This is a genomic window from Halogeometricum limi (assembly GCF_900115785.1).
Lineage (GTDB): Archaea > Halobacteriota > Halobacteria > Halobacteriales > Haloferacaceae > Halogeometricum > Halogeometricum limi.
Map to the genome: position 1 here is coordinate 504101 of NZ_FOYS01000001.1, position 16448 is coordinate 520548.

15 protein-coding genes are annotated in these 16448 nt (G+C 67.0%); 6 read left to right on the top strand and 9 right to left on the bottom strand.

All coding sequences use genetic code 11. The features are described 5' to 3' along the window. Positions 1-18: 18 nt before the first annotated feature. From BM282_RS02655 to BM282_RS02665, 3 genes are all read left to right on the top strand, one after another. Complete coding sequence (locus BM282_RS02655; protein ID WP_089876508.1) at positions 19-987, top strand: ROK family protein; 969 nt, start codon at positions 19-21, stop codon at positions 985-987. Positions 988-1138: 151 nt separating this feature from the next. After that, positions 1139-2641 carry an LVIVD repeat-containing protein gene (locus tag BM282_RS02660; protein ID WP_089876510.1) on the top strand — a complete coding sequence of 501 codons (1503 nt, stop codon included), beginning with the start codon at positions 1139-1141 and terminating at the stop codon, positions 2639-2641. Between the two features lie 101 nt (positions 2642-2742). Then, on the top strand, positions 2743-3075 hold the full coding sequence (locus tag BM282_RS02665; RefSeq protein WP_089877327.1) for a NifU family protein: 333 nt from the start codon (positions 2743-2745) through the stop codon (positions 3073-3075). Between the two features lie 129 nt (positions 3076-3204). Here BM282_RS02665 and BM282_RS02670 read toward each other — a convergent pair whose 3' ends face one another. Then, positions 3205-4632, bottom strand: a complete 1428-nt coding sequence (locus BM282_RS02670; RefSeq protein WP_089876512.1) for a DUF402 domain-containing protein — start codon at positions 4630-4632, stop codon at positions 3205-3207. Further along, positions 4629-5006, bottom strand: a complete 378-nt coding sequence (locus tag BM282_RS02675; RefSeq protein WP_089876514.1) for a DUF7532 family protein — start codon at positions 5004-5006, stop codon at positions 4629-4631. Before BM282_RS02675 ends, BM282_RS02670 begins: the two co-directional genes overlap by 4 nt. A gap of 103 nt (positions 5007-5109) precedes the next feature. Here BM282_RS02675 and BM282_RS02680 point away from each other — a divergent pair, with 103 nt between their 5' ends. Further along, positions 5110-6114, top strand: coding sequence for a PrsW family intramembrane metalloprotease (locus BM282_RS02680; RefSeq protein ID WP_089876516.1), 1005 nt, complete (start codon positions 5110-5112; stop codon positions 6112-6114). A gap of 19 nt (positions 6115-6133) precedes the next feature. On the opposite strand, the gene BM282_RS02685 is transcribed toward BM282_RS02680, so the two are convergent. Then, complete coding sequence (locus BM282_RS02685; RefSeq protein WP_089876518.1) at positions 6134-6802, bottom strand: riboflavin synthase; 669 nt, start codon at positions 6800-6802, stop codon at positions 6134-6136. A gap of 135 nt (positions 6803-6937) precedes the next feature. Between BM282_RS02685 and BM282_RS02690 the strand changes: the two genes are divergently transcribed. Next, positions 6938-7585: a DUF502 domain-containing protein gene (locus tag BM282_RS02690; RefSeq protein ID WP_089876520.1), complete on the top strand. Its 648-nt coding sequence runs from the start codon at positions 6938-6940 to the stop codon at positions 7583-7585. Here the strand turns inward: BM282_RS02690 and BM282_RS02695 are convergent, their stop codons facing one another. Beyond that, positions 7586-9454 (bottom strand): SLC13 family permease, encoded by a 1869-nt coding sequence (locus BM282_RS02695; protein WP_089877328.1) that lies wholly within the window; start codon positions 9452-9454, stop codon positions 7586-7588. Between the two features lie 111 nt (positions 9455-9565). On the opposite strand from BM282_RS02695, the gene BM282_RS02700 reads away from it, so the two are divergent. Continuing rightward, a complete protein-coding gene (locus tag BM282_RS02700; protein WP_089876521.1) occupies positions 9566-9805 on the top strand; it encodes a DUF7533 family protein in 240 nt (79 codons plus the stop codon). Positions 9806-9825: 20 nt separating this feature from the next. On the opposite strand, the gene BM282_RS02705 is transcribed toward BM282_RS02700, so the two are convergent. The 5 genes from BM282_RS02705 to BM282_RS02725 form a co-directional block, all read right to left on the bottom strand. Then, positions 9826-10992 carry a M24 family metallopeptidase gene (locus BM282_RS02705; RefSeq protein ID WP_089876523.1) on the bottom strand — a complete coding sequence of 389 codons (1167 nt, stop codon included), beginning with the start codon at positions 10990-10992 and terminating at the stop codon, positions 9826-9828. Positions 10993-10995: 3 nt separating this feature from the next. Then, positions 10996-12855 (bottom strand): UvrD-helicase domain-containing protein, encoded by a 1860-nt coding sequence (locus BM282_RS02710; protein ID WP_089876525.1) that lies wholly within the window; start codon positions 12853-12855, stop codon positions 10996-10998. Between the two features lie 107 nt (positions 12856-12962). Further along, positions 12963-13148 (bottom strand): HVO_0416 family zinc finger protein, encoded by a 186-nt coding sequence (locus BM282_RS02715; RefSeq protein ID WP_089876527.1) that lies wholly within the window; start codon positions 13146-13148, stop codon positions 12963-12965. A gap of 110 nt (positions 13149-13258) precedes the next feature. Next, entirely contained in the window at positions 13259-14743 is a 1485-nt protein-coding gene (locus BM282_RS02720) for a carboxypeptidase M32 (RefSeq protein WP_089876529.1), read from the bottom strand. A 143-nt stretch (positions 14744-14886) separates the two neighbouring features. Then, positions 14887-16425, bottom strand: a complete 1539-nt coding sequence (locus BM282_RS02725; RefSeq protein ID WP_089876531.1) for a carboxypeptidase M32 — start codon at positions 16423-16425, stop codon at positions 14887-14889. Between the last annotated feature and the right edge of the window lie 23 nt (positions 16426-16448).

A 16448-nucleotide genomic window follows, 5' to 3' on the forward strand; every position in this document is an offset into this window, starting at 1 on the left:
CAAACGGGTATCGGTACAATGGCCTACTACGTGGGTGTCGACCTCGGGGCGACCAACGTCCGCGCGGTCGTAGCCGACGAAGATGGCACGGTCATCGGCAACAGCAGCGACGGTACACCTCGCGGGCCCACCGGTATCGCGGTGACGGAGGCGGTTCTCCGCGTCACCCGTGAGGCGTGTGCCGAGGCGAACGTGCGACCGAAAGACGTGGTCGCCGCGGGTATCGCCGCTATCGGTCCGCTGGACTTAGCCGAAGGTGCCGTCGAGAATCCGGCGAACCTCCCCGACACCATCGACCGCATCCCGTTGACGGGACCGCTCTCGGTCTTGCTCGACACCGAGCGTGTCTACCTCCACAACGACACGAACGCGGGCGTCATCGGCGAACGATTCCACTCGGAACGCAACCCCGACGACATGGTGTACGTCACCATCTCCTCGGGCGTCGGTGCGGGCGTCTGCGTCGACGGGAACGTCCTCTCGGGATGGGACGGCAACGCGGGCGAAGTCGGACACATGACGCTCGACCCGCAGGGGTTGCTCACCTGCGGATGCGGCCACGACGGCCACTGGGAGGCGTACTGTTCCGGCAACAACATCCCGCGCTACGCCGAGTATCTCCACGAGGAGGACCCCGTCGAAACCTCGCTTCCCATCGAAGACCCCGACTTCTCCGCCGCTGACGTGTTCGAACACGCTGAGGACGACGAGTTCGCACGCTACGTCGTCGACCAGGTCGGCCACTGGAACGCGATGGGTATCGCCAACATCGTCCACGCGTACGCACCGCTCACCATCTTCGTCGGCGGTGCCGTCGCACTCCACAACCCCGACCTCGTCTTGGACCCCATCCGCGAACGGATGGACGAGATGGTAATGGTGAACGTCCCGCAGATTCAGTTGACGACGCTCGGCGACGAAGTCGTCGTACAGGGGGCGTTGGCGAGTGCGTTGACCGGAGGAACGGGCGACCGTTCGCGCCTGTAGGGCGCGAAGACTCGGGCGTTCTTTCGCAGGTGGGACCGGCGACCGGTCTCGTCTGTAGACCACGGCTATCGACCACGCGCCCATCGACCGAACCGACGCCGCTTCTCGCGCCCGTCGCCCAACTTATCAACACGGAACCCCGAGGAGCGATATGCGCCGCCGCGACTTCCTCCGCACGGGTGCCCTCCTCGGTGCGGCCGGCTTCTCCACCTCCCTCTCGACGCGGGCCCGCGCCCACCCCGGTCCGTACGAACCGTTCGGCCACGTCGACGTCGAGGGGGCGAAGGACGTCGTCGTCTCGCCGGACGGCGGCGTCGCCTATCTCGCGGCGGGAACCGGATACGCCACCGTCGACGTGTCGACGCCCGACCGTCCGCGGGTCCTCGCGAACGTCCGCGACCCCGTCGACGAACACGAGAACGGCCCCCTTCGCGGCATCTACGACGTGAAACTCGACGTGACCGACCCCGAGACGCTCGTCGTCGTCGGCCCCGCGAACCCGCTTCCGGGGGCCGTCGCGGGCGTCCTCGTCGTCGACGTCTCCGACCCCGCGGCCCCCGAACGCGTCTCGTTCTTCGAGACGGGATTTCCCGTCCACAACTGCTTCGCCCGCGACGGCTACGCCTACCTGACGAAGAACACTGGCGAGACGAACGCCCTCGTCGTCCTCGACTACGCGGCGGGCGAAGTCGTCGGCCGGTGGGCGCTCACCGACGTCGCGGCGGGATGGGCCGACGTCGCGAACGGCCGCCGACCGCTTCACGACGTGTACGTCCACGAGGAGACGGCCTACCTCGCTCACTGGGACGCCGGCACGTGGATACTCGACGTGTCGGACCCGACGGCCCCGACACACGTCGGGAGCGTCGACGCGCCCGCCCCCGGAGCGCTCGCGGGTGACGGACGCGGGGAGGCGCTCGTTCCACCGGGCAACCACCACTACGTCGCCACCGACGAGTCCGGGACGCTCCTCGGCGTCGGCAAGGAGTCGTGGGCGCGACGCGTCGGCACGAACGACGAGGACGAGACGGCGCGCCTCGTCGGCGGTCCCTCGGGTATCGACCTCTGGGACGTGTCGGACCCGCGTTCGCCGAGGCGACTGTCGACTATCGACCCGCCGCCGACGCCGGACCCGACGTACGGCGGCGTCTGGACGACGGCGCACAACTTCGAGTTCCGCGACGGCCGTCTGTACTCCTCGTGGTACCGCGGCGGCGTCAAGCGTCACGACGTGTCGAACCCCGCCGACCCGGAGGAACTCACGTGGTGGCGGATGCCGAGCGAAGCCTCGTTCTGGTCGGCGCGGGTCGGGAAACCGGGTGCCGAGACGGGTTACTTCGTCGGGTCGAGTCGGGGCGTCGGCGACACGCCCGGACGACTCTACACGTTCCCGGACCACGCGGGCCAGCAGGTGTCGCCGCCGAGTCTCACGCCGAACGGAACGGCGGCGACGAGAACTGGCGCGGGAACGAAGACGGAGACGGAGTCGCTCGTCGTGACGGGGACGCCGACTGCGGACGCCTCGACGGAGTCGACACGGACCGACCCGACGGAGACGGCCGCGGCGGACGCACCCGGATTCGGCGTCGGTGCGGCCGTCGGCGCGGTGGGGTACGCCTCGTGGCGCTTGTTCCGGCGAACGCGCCGCGAGTGACGCCGAAAAGGCGGCGATAGACCGTGAACGAAACCAGATTCGGTGTCGCTCGCGCGTCCGTAACCGCAAGGCATCAAAAGATGGGGTGCCAAGAGCGTATCATGAGCGACGCTGGGGACTCGTTGAAACGGCGAATCGAGGACTGGATGGTCGGCCAGATGCCCATCATCCAGATGCACGGCGGCGACAGCGTCGTGCGCAAGGCCGACCCCGAGACGGGCGAAGTCGTCGTCGAACTCGGCGGGGCCTGCGCGGGATGCGGTATCTCGAACATCACGGCGAACAACATCAAAGCCGACCTCATCATGGACTTCGACGACGTGACGGACGTGCAGGTGAAGGTCCCCAGTTCGGGCGACCACGGGGCCAGTACGGTCGAAGGCGGCCGCGGCGGCGAACTCCAGTACGGCGACGAGGACCCGGGTCACTTCTAACGAGCTTTTTGCACGTTCGGGTCGCGCGGAGCGCGACCGCTCACCGCAAAAAGCTCGACCAAAACCTGCCGCGAGGCGGGGCCTCGCGGTACGATGCAGTGGCCGTCCGTCTCAGCGCCGTATCCGTAGCTACTTCGAGAGCGCGTTCTCCAGACTCGACGCGACAGAGCGTGCTTTCTCCGCGAGTTCCTCGTTCAGGTTTCCGCTCTCGACGGCCGCGTCCAGTTCGTCGTCGTCGACGCGTTCGACGGTGCCGTCGGGGTGCTTTATCACGTCCACGTGCAGGTCCACGTAGCGCACCTCGTCGGGGAAGCACTCGACGGGGGTACAGACGTTCACGTACGTTCCCTTCAGGTCGCCCTCCGAACTCCGGTAGACGGTCGGATACCACCACCGACCCTCGCGGAACTTCGTGAGGGCGGTATCGCCCGACTCGCGCGCCGTCCCGAGGGCGTCGTACTCGCCGCCCCCCGACAGCGTCCGTTCGACGGAGAGCGTCCCGTCCTCGTCCCATTCGACCACCTCTCCTCGGCCGAGTGAGAACGCGCGGCCGTCGGGCTTGCCGTGCCCGATGCTCACTCTGTCGCCCTCCGTCGGCCCGAACTGTCGCGTCACGACGTCGAACGGGAACTCCCCCGAAGGCGAGCACATCGCCTCGACGAAATCCACGCCCGCGGAGGCCGCCTCGCAGGAGGCCTTCGTCCGGTGGTGTCCGGGCATCGTCGTCTCCACCTCTCTGCGATGCTCGTCGAGGCCGAACCGGGACTCGCGGCCGAACCAGCACCACGTTCCCGCGCCGGGTGTCGCGAGGCGTCGGAGGGGTTCGGGGTCGCCCGCGTCCGAGAGTTCGTCGTCTATCGTCGCCGCGCGTTCGACGGCGCGTTCGAGCGCCGACCCGAGGGCGTCCATGTCGGCCTTCGTCGCGGCGTGTGACCACTCGATACCCCACCCGTCGGGGGCGTCGACCGAGAGGAAGTCGGTCATGCCGACGAGTTCCCGCCCGGCGGCGTCGTCGCGGGTGTTCACGGTGACGCCGTCGCGGCCGCGGACGAGCGTCGCCAGCCCCCCGTCGACCCTGACGTCGGTTCCGAGCGACGTTCGCCGGTCGCTCCACGGCGGTTCGGGGTCTCTGACTTGCACCCGCACGGCGTCGCCCTCCTCGATTCTGTCGTCGGTCACGCGAAACGGGAGAAAGCCCTCCGTCTCGCCCAGCGAGCAGACCGCACCGGAGCCTTTCGTCTCGGTCACGCGAGCGTCGAAGACGGTGCCGGGCGGTGCCGGGTCGGCCCACGCGAGGGTGTCGATGCCGACGGCTTCGAGGTGGTCGGTGACCGTCGCCACCGCGTCGTCGTCGCCGTGGACGCCGATGCCCTGTCGGTCGTCCGTCGTCGCCACCGTCACGTCGTGATGCCCGTCTGCGAACTCGGCGTCGAAGCGGGCGCGGATGGGTTCGGAGGCCTGGACCACGTCGTGTCCGGCCGCTAGGAGGAGGCGCGTCACGGCCGTCGTGTAGATGCCGCGCACCCGGACGCGAACGGGGTCGACGTCTCCGGTCATCGGAGTAGGTCCGGGTCGCGGGCGAACCGGACGCGGGCGTTCACCGTCGGACCGAGCGACAGTTCGACCTTCTCGTCGGTCAGGACGCGGCCCCCCTCGACGGGCACGCCCCACGAGTCGAAGCGGAGGTAGCCGCGGATGTCGCTGCCGTGCGTGAACAGGTCGAGATACGCCACTTCGTGTTCCTGCACGTCGCTCGCGCTGTGTGCCATCTCCATGTCCGAGTACGTCGTCCCGCCGTCGTCGAAGAACGCCTGTAACGCGTCTGCGTCGCGTTCGACCGCGTCTACGACGGCGTCGGACGCCGCCCGAATCTCCTCGTCGGTGAGGCCCGCCTCGCGGAGGGCGGCCTGCGTTCGTTGGTCGAAGTGCATCTGTTACCGGGCGTTGGTCCCCGGACCCTTTCAAGCGCCCGTTTCGGTATCTCGTCGGTTCGGCCGAAGATATTACGCGGCATCGGCTTGTATCGTCAGGCAGATGTCCGATAGACGAGACCCAGTCGAACGCGCAGGAGACGGCTCCAGAGACCTGTACGACATCTCCACGTGGGAGGAGCGAACGTCGGTCGACGGTCTCGCCGTCGCACTGTACCGATTCCTCGCGGCCTCCGCGAGAGTTGCGATCATCCTCGTCGCGTTCGCCCTCCTCCTCCTCGTCGGCGGGTTCGCCGCCCTGACGAACCTCGAAATCGGGACGCTCACGGTGTTGTCTGCGGTTCCCGCACTCGGTCTCGCGGCGTACGTCTACTACTCCGACGTGACGACGAGCGAACCGCTGTCGCTGCTCGTCGGGACGTTCCTCCTCGGCGTCCTGACCGCCAACTTCGCCGCCGTCCTCAACGGCGTCACGAAACCGTTCTTCCAGGGGTTCGGCTTCCTCGGGACGGTGCTTTTCTTCTATCTCGTCGTCGGTCCCGTCGAGGAGACGGTGAAACTCCTCGCGGTTCGCCTGTACGCCTACACGGACGACCGGTTCAACTCCGTCGTCGACGGTGCCGTCTACGGCGCGATGGCCGGCCTCGGCTTCGCGTTCGTCGAGAACGCTCTCTACATCAGCCGCGAACTCCCCACCGAGGGGCTGGACCTCGGACTCGACCTCATCGGCATGGGCGGCGGTATCACGGCCGTTCGCGCCCTCGCCGGGCCGGGACACGTCATCTACACCGCCATCGCGGGCTACTACCTCGGGTTGGCGAGGTTCAACCCGGAGAACCGCGGCCCCATCGTCATCAAGGGTCTGCTCATCGCGTCGTTCGTCCACGCGACGTACAACTCCACCGTCGGCATCGGGTCGGGACTCATCTCGATGGTGACCGGGCTGGAGGGACTCGCGCCGTTCGTCGTCTACGTCCTCATCTTCGACGGCGTCTTCGGCTTCTACCTCATCCGAAAGATTCGGCGCTACCGCGACGCCTACCGAAACGCGCACACGCCGTCGTACGACGACGCGTCGGCACACCCGGAACCGAGCGAGTCCGAGTAGGGCCGACGTCTCGACTCGGTCACTCGGCTGACGCGTCGGCGTCGCCGTTGGTGTCGATGTCGACGTCGGCGTCGGCCTCAACGCCGGCGTCGACGTAACCCGACACCATGTTCTCGACGTACTTCGCGACGACGTCCACTTCGACGTGGGCGGGGTCGCCGACGTCTTTCTCCGAGAGCGTCGTCAGGTCGTACGTCGTCGGGATGATGGCGACGGCGAAACTCGACGCGCGGCGGTCGGCGACGGTGAGACTGATTCCGTCCAGACAGACAGAGCCCTTCTGGACGACGTAGTTCGCCATCTCCGCGGGCAACTCGAACCCGAAGTACCAGTCGTCGCCGACGCGTTCGATTTCGGTCACGCGCGTCGTCGTGTCGACGTGTCCCTGTACGATGTGTCCGTCCAGACGGCCGTTCGCCGGGAGTGCGCGTTCGAGGTTCACCCGGTCGCCCTCCGTGACCGCTCCGAGGTACGTCTTCTCGACCGTCTCCCGGGCGAGGAACACCTCGAACCACTGCTCGTCGACCGAGTAGTCTTCGACGGTGAGACAGACGCCGCTGACCGAGATGGACTGGCCGTGGTGGAGGTCTTCGAACGTCGCGTCGGGGCCGAGACGGAGTCGGCGGCCGCCGTCGTCGTCCGTCGCCGCGACGACGATGCCGATGGTCTCGACGATGCCTGTGAACATACGCTCAGTCGTGTCCCACTGGTGAAAAGCATCACGAATGTGGTCGTCGCGTCGTCGTTCGGTTTCGGGCCGACTCCCCTCTCACCGACCTTCGGCGGGAGTACACTTTTGGTCGCTTCTCACCACCGCCTCACGATGACGTTCCTCTCACGACTCCGAACCAGTTTCATCACGGGCGTGTTCCTCGTCGCACCACTCGCGGTGACGGTTCTCGTCCTCGATTTCATCTTCGACCGGCTGACGGGAATCATCCTCAACCCCATCGTGACGACGACGCGCCTCCAGAACTTCACCGGCGACGAACTCCTCCTCGCGCAGTTACTGGCCGCGCTATTGCTCGCCGTCACCTTGACCGCCGTCGGCTACGTCGCCTCGCGCGAACTCGGTCGTCGGTTGTTCGGCGGCTTCGAACGCGGCGTCCGACTCGTCCCACTGGTGCGCACCATCTACTTCGGCGTGCGACAGGTCTCGGAATCGCTCACGCGGCAGACGGAGGGGTTCGACCGCGTCGTCCTCGTCGAGTACCCGCGCGAGGGGTTGTACTCCATCGGGTTCGTCACCAACGACGGCCCGCAGTCGGCCGAACGCGCCACCGAGAGCGACGAACTGTTCACGGTGTTCGTCCCGCACAGTCCGAACCCGACGGCGGGAGCGCTGGTGATGGCCGCCCCCGACGAGGTGTTCGACGTGGACATGTCGGTCCGACACGGACTCCGCCTCATCGTCACGACCGGGTTGGGCGGCGAGACGATGGAGGAACTCCCCGAGGGCGTCGTCCGCTGACTACAGCCCCCACCAGAACGCGATGGCCACCGACGTGACGACGGCGAGGAGCAGTTGGAGCGGACCGCCGACGCGGACGTAGTCGGTGAACGTGTAGCCGCCGGGGCCGTACACCATGAGGTTCGTCTGGTAGCCCACGGGCGTCACGAACGCGGTGGAGGCGGCGAACGTCACGCCGAGGACGAACGAGAACGGGTCGGCACCGACGCTCTCGGCCGTCGAGACGGCTATCGGCAGAAAGAGCACGACGCTCGCGACGGGCGTGATGACGTTGGCGAACAGTCCCGTGAGCAGGTAGAACAGCGCGAGGACCGCGAGTATCGGGAGTCCGGCCGTCGCGCCGACGACGGCGTCGGCGACGAGGGCCGCCCCGCCCGTCTCCCGAAGCGCGATGCCGAGGGGGACGATGCCCGCGAGCAGGAAGATGACGTTCCAGTTCACGGCGTCGTACGCCTCGTTCGGCGAGATGACGTCGGTGACGACCATGGCGACGACGCCCGCGAGGGCGGCGATGGCGATGGGGAGGACGCCGAGGGCGGCGACGGCGACGACGGAGAGGAGGATACCGACTGCGACGACGGTGGCGCGACTCACTCCCGTCTCGCGGACGCGCGCCATCACCTCGTCGAACACCTCGTTCGTCACGACGAAGTCGTCGGTCTCAGCGAGGAAGTCCGCCGCCTCGGCCGTCGTCTGCAGGAGGAGTGCGTCGCCGCCGCGGAGTTCGGTCGCGCCGATGCCGTCGCGCACGAGTTCGCCCCCGGCCCGTCGCACCGCCAGCACGATTGCGTCGTAGCGTTCGCGGAGACGGGCGCTCTCGACCGTCTCCCCTTCCAACGGCGAGTTCGCGGGAACGACCAGTTCGACGAGCGTCGAGCGCTCCGGGTGGTCGAGTTCCGCGTCCGTCACCGCCGCGCGCGGGAGTTGTCTAAGTGCCGCGTACTCGACGAACCGTTGGATGCTCGGGGGATTCCCGCGGACGGTCAGGATGTCTCGGGCCTCCAACTGCCGGTCGGAGTCGGCGGCGACGAAGTGCTGGTCGCCGCGCACCACGTCCACCACGTCGATACCGAGGTCACGGCGGGCGTCCTCGGCGACCACCTGTGCGAAGTTCCCGACGAGTGGCGACCGAGACGTGACGAGAACCCGCGCGAGGTACGGTTGCACCTCGTAGCGCTCGGTCCGCGACCCCGGCGGGACGCGGGCGGGCAACAGCCACTTCCCCACGGTGAGGAGGTAGACGCCGCCGACGAGGAAGACGACGATGCCGACGGGGGTCAACTCGAAGACGCCGAACGACCGCCCCAACAGGTCCGCGGACAGTTCCGAGGCGACGAGGTTCGTCGCCGTTCCGAACAGCGTGAGCGTTCCCGCGAGCATCGACGCGTACGAGAGCGGGATGAGCAGTTTCGACGGCGACACGCCCGCCTCGTTCGCGAGGTCAGTCACCATCGGGATGAAGACGGCGACGACGGGCGTGTTGTTGACGATGCCCGCGATGGGACCGGTGAGACCGACGATGGCGGCGAGGAGGCGGTTCTCGTCGCCGCGGGTGAGGTGGGCGACTTCGACGCCGAGGCGGCGGACGATGCCCGTCCGTTGGACGCCCGCGCTCAGGACGTACATCGCGATGATAGTCACCGTCGCGGGGTTCGAAAAGCCCGAGAGTCCGTCCGCCGCCGAGACGTTCGTGAACGGTTCGAGAGCCACGAGGACGACGACGACGCCGATGGCCGTCACGTCCGGCGACACCGCCTCCGAGACGAACAGGGCGACGGCGGCGACGAGGACGGCGAAGACGACGAGAACGTCCGCCGAGACGGACGTACCGAACACGTCGACTGCGGCGACGAGGCTCTCGATGTGCATACGAGACGACACGTCGGACGCGGACATATACTCTCGTCCGACCCGTTCGAGGTCCGCAGACGTTCACACACCGCGGCGCTTTTCGTCTCCGATGTAGTAGGCACGCCTACGATGCGACTCGGAATCCTCGGAACGATTCAACTCGCGGCGACGCTGATATTCGCCGTTCCGGTCGGCGTCTTCGGGTTGAACACGCTCCTCGACGGACAACAGATTCTCGGCGGGGGTCTCCTCGCCGTCGCGGTGTTGATGGTCGTCCTCCCGCACGTCCTCACGACGCCCGGCGACATCCCCGCGAAAATCGGCGAGAAACTCGTCGGAAGCGCCGTGAAGACGCCCGACGACGAGTAGACCGCTTCTCGACGACGTCGTTACTCCGTCCGCGGTGCGAACGACCGCGGATACTCGTGCAGCACCTCGTGGCCGTCGTCGGTGACGGCGACCAACTCTTCTAGTCGGACGCCGCCCCGTTCGGGGTCGTAAACGCCCGGTTCGACGGTGAACACCATCCCCGGTTCGAGTTCGACCGGGTCGCGGAGCGACGGTCCCTCGTGCAGTGAGACGCCGACGCCGTGGCCGGTGCCGTGCGTGAACCCCGCCTCGCCCTCGTCCGCGTTCGGGTCGAAGCCGTAGGCGGCGAGTTCGGCGGCCGCCTCGCGGTGGACGTCGGCGGCGTCCGCGCCCGGCGCTATCTCGTCGAGTGCGGCGTCGAGTGCCGCTTCGACGGCGACGTAGGCGCGGCGTTCCCACCCGCCGTCGCTGTCGACGACGTACGTCCGCGAGAGGTCGCCGTAGTAGCCGTGCGGGCCGCGCGGTGAGAGGTCGAGGAGGACCGTCTCGCCGGGGTGAAGCACGTCCGTGCCGGTGTAGTGGAGGTCCGCGCAGGTCGGTCCCGCGCCGACGACGGTGTTGCCCGCGTCGCGGACGCCGTAGACGGCGAACTCGGCGTTCACCTGTCGACGGAGGCGTTCCGTGGAGAGAGGGCCGCCCTCCCAGACGAGTTCGTCTCCCTCGACGCGACTCTCGGCGAGTATCGTCTCCGCGCGGCGCATCCCGCGAACGGCGGCGCGTTGGACCCGCCGGAGGCAGTCCAGTTCCGCGTCGGTCTTCACGAGGCGCGCGTCGGCGACGGCCGTCGTCGACCGGAGGTCGTAGCCCGCGCGTTCGAGGTGGACGGCGGCGTCGTGCGGAATCGACTGCGGGACGAGGACGAGTCCGGCGTCGACGCCGAACGCGGCGAGTGCCTCTGCGGCGCGGACGCCCGCCGGGTCGCCGACGCCGTCCATCCGGACGGTGCCGTCGAACTCGCGGGTCGCCTGCTCTTCGAACAGTCCCGGTGCGCAGAGGACGCTCTCGCCGTCAGCGCGGACGAACGCGTAGTCGCGGTCCGGGCCGTCGAACCGCGTGAGATATCGCAGGTCGTCGTCGAACCGGTCGCCGACGGCGACGAACCCGACGGCGTCGGCCGCGTCGAGTGCGTCGTCGAGGAACGCGCGGTCCGTCGTCGGTGCGGGCAGCGAGTCGGGGGCGTCGCGCATCGACTACGCTTCGGGTTCGGGCGTCGGCGTGTCGCCCGTCTGCGCCTCTTCGAGGAGTTCCTCTATCGGCGTGTCGCGAACCTCGTTGTGGAGCAGGACGCTCACGGGGAGCGTCGGCGCGCCCTTCACGACGTTCTCCAAGATGACGAGGCGTTCGCGGGCACGCGAGAGGCCGACGTAGAACACGCGACGTTCGTTGTCGGTGAGGATGGGGACGGGGTCGGTCGTGGAGGTGAACTCGTCGACGCCCGGCACCTCCTCGTCGTCGATGGAGGCGGCCATCTGCTCGACCACCTTCTCGGTCAGGTCGGTGGAGACGAACACGTGGTCGGCCTCGCGACCCTTCGCGGAGTGGATGGTGCCGACGCGGACGCGGTTGGGGTCCATCCCGCGGTACTCGCCGTCGAAGTAGGCCTCGACGGACTTGCGCTGGAACGACGTGACCTTCCGGACCATGTCGCCGGCGGCGGCCCCGTCGGGGACGAACGGCGCGTGGTCGGTGATGACGTCGGGTTCGACTTCGAGCTCGGTCAGGTCCTCGACGCCTTCCGTGTCCTGCAGGTCGTCGATGTAGTCGAACAGGTCGTCGCGTTCGTTCGACCCGAACGCGGAGTCCTGCAGCATATCGGCGAGTCGACGGGCTTCCAGACCGTTGATGTTCTCTTCGCGTTCGAGTTTCTCGATGGCCTCGACGTACTGTGTCAGGCGGTCGGTCCACATCCGCTGGTCGGTGAGGACCGAAAAGGGGATTCCGAGCGGGAGGAACTCGTCGATGAACTGGAACATCTGGTAGCGCGCGCGGAACAGGAGCATGATGCTCTCGTCGTCGTCGTCGTCCTTCTCGATGGTGTAGCGGACGTTCCGCGCGAGGTCCAGCATCGAGGGCGAACTGACGCCCTCGACGACGCCGCCCTCTTTCCGGGGTCTGAGGTCTTTCTCCTGGCGCTTGTCGATGTGGCGAATCTCCTTGTTCACCACGTCGAGAATCTTCGAGGGGAGGCGGTAGGAGTTCGGCAGGACCACGTCCTCGTCGCGTTCGGTGTCGAGGAGGAGGTTCGGGTCCGCACCCTGCCACGCGTAGACGACCTGGTCGTCGTCACCGGCGATGAGGACGTTCTCTAAGTGGGGGAGCCACTCCTGATAGACGTCGTACTGCAGGGTGGTGATGTCCTGAAACTCGTCGATGACGAGGTAGTCCACGTTCGGGACGAGCGAACGCTGTTTCACTCGTTCGAGCATGTCCGCGAAGCCGACGAGTCCGTTGTCGCCTTTGTACTTCCGCCAACCGCGGATGACGCTCGGCACGTCGATTCGGTCGTCGTCGCCGGGCCACGTCGGCGTGTACTTGTTGCCCTCCTGCGCGTTGGGGTCTATCTCGGGCGGCAGACGGACCTCCTCGACGTTCCAGTTGAATGGCACGTCGTACCAGTCGGCCACGTCGCGCCGCGTCCGCTGGAGCCACTGACTTGTCGCGATAATCTTGTTCCCGATGGTCGTCGAGCGCGCGGTTCGACGGCCCGCGCCCCCGTACTCGTCTTCGAACTCGACGCCGAAGTCCTCGCAGAACTCCTTTTTGTCCTTCTCGCCGACGACGTCGTTCCGCGAGAGGTCGAGCAGTTCGTACGCCTTCGCGTGCATCGTCGCGACGTTGCCCTGTAACGCCCGCGGCGAGATGTCGAGTCGCTCTGCGAGGCGTTCGCGAATCTCCGCGGCGGCGGCGCGCGTGTACGAGACGACGAGTATGTCCCGAATCGTCACGTCGTCGTCTTCGAGAATCTCCTCGACTCGGTCGAGGAGGGCCGTCGTCTTCCCGCTACCCGGACCCCCGAACAGACGGGTGACTGTCGCGTCGGAGTCGGTCATTGTACACGTTCACGGACTTATCCCTGATAAACTGCCTGCTTTGGGGAACGGCGAAAATTGCGGAGAACGAGGGTCGAACGTCGATACGACGGCGGCGTGTGTGCACCCTATCGCGCTCGCGGGTCCCACCCACAGACGGTGCAGTCGATGGCTGCTTTGTCGTGAATCGCCCCGCAGTCTGGACACTGCTTCTTGTTATAAGATGTCTCCCAGTCTTCCTCGGATACGTCGTGACCGCGGTCGTCCAAGAACTGGTCGAACAGCGCCTCATCGGCGTTGGGTGCTGAGGCCATACATGGTGTGCTATGGCGTACCACTACTTAGTCTTGTTGCCCGTCCCCATCCGGTGAGAGCACTCCATAGACTCCCGAGACCGAAGGGCACCGTTTCGAGCCGAGCGCTCCTACAGGTCGTACAGCGACCCGAACTTCGTCGTCGCGTAGTCGCAGAAGGCGTCCGCGGAGAGCGGTTCGCCCGTCGCCTCCACGACGAGTTCGTCCGTCGGGTACCGGCGGCCGCGTCGGTGGACGTTCTCGGCCAAGAACTCGTGGACGGGCGCGAACTCGCCGTCGCGAATCAGGGCGTCTACGTCGTCCAGTTCCGCGCGCATCGCGGCGTCTAACTGCGCCGCCAGCACGCTCCCGACGGTGTAGTTCTGGAAGGCGGCGAGGTAGCCCGCCGTCCAGTGGATGTCCTGCATGCATCCCTCGGCGTCCGTCTCCGGCCGAACGCCCAGATACTCCTCCATCTTCTCGTTCCACACCGCGGGCACCTCGGACACCTCGATGTCGCCGCCGAGGAGTGCCTTCTCCGTTTCGAAGCGCACGAGGATGTGCAGGTGGTAGGTCAACTCGTCGGCTTCGACGCGAATCACGTTGTCCGGTTTCACGCGGTTGACGGCGGCGTAACCCGCCTCCGCGGTCGTATCCGTGCCGAGTCGGTCGTTCACCGTCCCGACGAACCCCTCCCAGAACGCCTTCGACCGGCCGACGTGGTTCTCGAAGAACCGCGATTGGGACTCGTGGACGCCGTGACTCCCCGACTCGCCGAGGGGAGTCGCGTAGTGCTCTTGCGGCAACCCGAGGTTGTAGGTGGCGTGGCCGAACTCGTGAATCGTGGAGGTGAGCGCCGCGAGCGGGTCGTCCTCGTCGACTCGCGTCGTCACGCGGCAGTCGAACTGCGTGCCGAAGGTGAACGGGTGCGCGGAGGTGTCGAGTCGGCCCCGGTTCCAATCGTAGCCCACGAGGTCCAACGCGTCCTCCGAGAGCGCCAACTGCGACGCCTCGTCGTACGTCCCGCCGAACGGCGTCGGCAACTCCTCGGCGGCGCGAATGTCGTCGATGAGAGGGACGAGCGTCTCTTTCAACTGCGCGAATATCTCTTCCACCGTCGAGAGCGGCAGGTGCGGTTCGGAGTCCTCGTAGATGGCCTCGAACGGGTGTTTCTCGGGGTCGAGATGTTCGGCGCGTTCCCGGTACAACTCGACGATTCGCTCCAGCGTAGGCGCGAGTGCGTCGAAGTCGTCCTCGGCCTTCGCCTCCACCCACGCCTCGTGCGCGCTCGACTCCACGCGCGAAATCTCTTCGACGAGTTCGTCCGGGACGCGGACGGCGCGTTCGTGTTGCCGCCGAATCTCGCGGACGACCGCTCGCCGTTCGTCGTCGAGGTGCGCCTCGTCCGCCTCGTCGAGTAACGCGCCGAGTTCGTCGGCGGTCAACAGGTCGTGTCGGACCGCAGAGAGCGTCGAACGCTGTTCGGCGCGGGCGGGCGTTCCGCCCGCGGGCATCATCGTCTGTTGGTCCCACATCAGCATCCCGTCGGCGTGCCGGACGTTCGAGACGCGTCGGTAGTGGTCGAGGAGGGCGTCGTACGTGTCGCTCGTGGACATGTCTCGTGGCTCTCGCTCGCGACGTAAGAAGCTCCGTCACCCGGCAGTCCGCGAAAGAACCGTGGTGCGTGCCCGCACCTTCAGCGTCGTTTACGCGCCGGGTTCGTCGTCTGCACCACCCGCGTCTGCGCCGCCCGCGCCGTCTACGCGTCGATGCCGTACAGGTCGCCGTACTTCTCGGTCACGTAGTCGAGGAAGTCGTCCGCGGCGAAGTCCTCGCCCGTCGCCTCCACGACGAGTTCGTTCGTCTCGTAGCGCGCGCCGTGCTGGTGGACGTTCTCGGTCAACCACTCGTGGAGCGGTTCGAAGTCACCGTCTTCGATGTGCGATTCGAGGTCGTCCACGTCGTCCTCGGCGGCGGCGTACAGTTGCGCGGCCATCACCGACCCGAGCGAGTACGTCGGGAAGTAGCCGAAGTTACCGTGGCTCCAGTGGATGTCCTGCAGACAGCCTTCCGAGTCCGTCTCGGGGCGGATGCCGAGATACTCCTCGTACTTGTCGTTCCACACTTCCGGCACGTCTTCGACGTCGATGTCGCCGGAGATGAGCGCGCGCTCTATCTCGAACCGGACGATGATGTGCAGGTGGTAGGTCAGTTCGTCGGACTCGACGCGGATGAGGTTGTCCTCGTACACCTGATTGGCCGCCTCGTACGCCTCCTCCAGCGTCACGTCCTCCGCTTTCGGGAAGTGCTCTTTGAACTTCGGGAGGAGCACGTTCCAGAACGCCTTCGACCGGCCGACGTGGTTCTCCCACAGACGCGACTGCGACTCGTGGACCGAGAGGTCACGCGACTCGCCCAGCGGCGTCGCGTAGTGCTCGTCCGGCAGCCCGAGGTTGTAGGTGGCGTGGCCGAACTCGTGGACCGTCGAGAACAGCGAGCCGAGGGGGTCCGTCTCGTCGAAGCGCGTCGTCACGCGAGCGTCGAACATCGTCCCCGAGGAGAACGGGTGCGAGGAGGTGTCCAGACGGCCGCGCTCCCACGGATAGCCGAGCGTCGACAGCACGTCGCGGCAGAGTTCCTCTTGGTCTTCTTCGGGGTACTCGCCCGCCCGCGTGAAGGCGTCCGTCGCGATGTCGTCGCCCTCCTCGCGAATCTGCGTGATCATCGGCACGAGCGTGTCGCGGAGTTCGTCGAGGATGGACTCCGCCTGTTCGAGCGGCAAGCAGGGCTCGAAGTCCTCGAACAGCACCTCGTAGGGGTCTTTGTCCGGGTCGATGTGTTCCGCGTACTCGCGCTTGAGTTCGACGTGCTTCTGCAGGTGCGGCGCGAAGATGGAGAAGTCGTTCTCGGCTTTCGCTTTCTCCCACGCGGGAAGCGCCTCCGAGGAGGCGGTCGAAATCTCTTCGACGAGTTCCGAGGGGACGCTCACCGCGCGGTCGTACTTCCGGCGAATCTCGCGGACGACGCCCGCCTGTTCGTCGGTCAGGTCGGCGTCTTCGAGTTCGTCCAGCGCCTCGCCCACCTCGTCGTCGGTGAGCAGTTCGTGCGACAGCGACGAGAGCGTCGAGAGCTGCTGGGAACGCGCGGGATTGCCGCCCTCTGGCATCATCACCTGCTGGTCCCACGAGAGGAGTCCGGCCGCGTTGCGGACGTTCGAGACTCGCTTGTACGTCTGGAGGAGTTGCGTGTAGGCTTCGGGGGCCGACTCCGCGTCGGCACCTGTTGCTTCGGTCGCCATATCGAACCGAAACACCTCCCGCA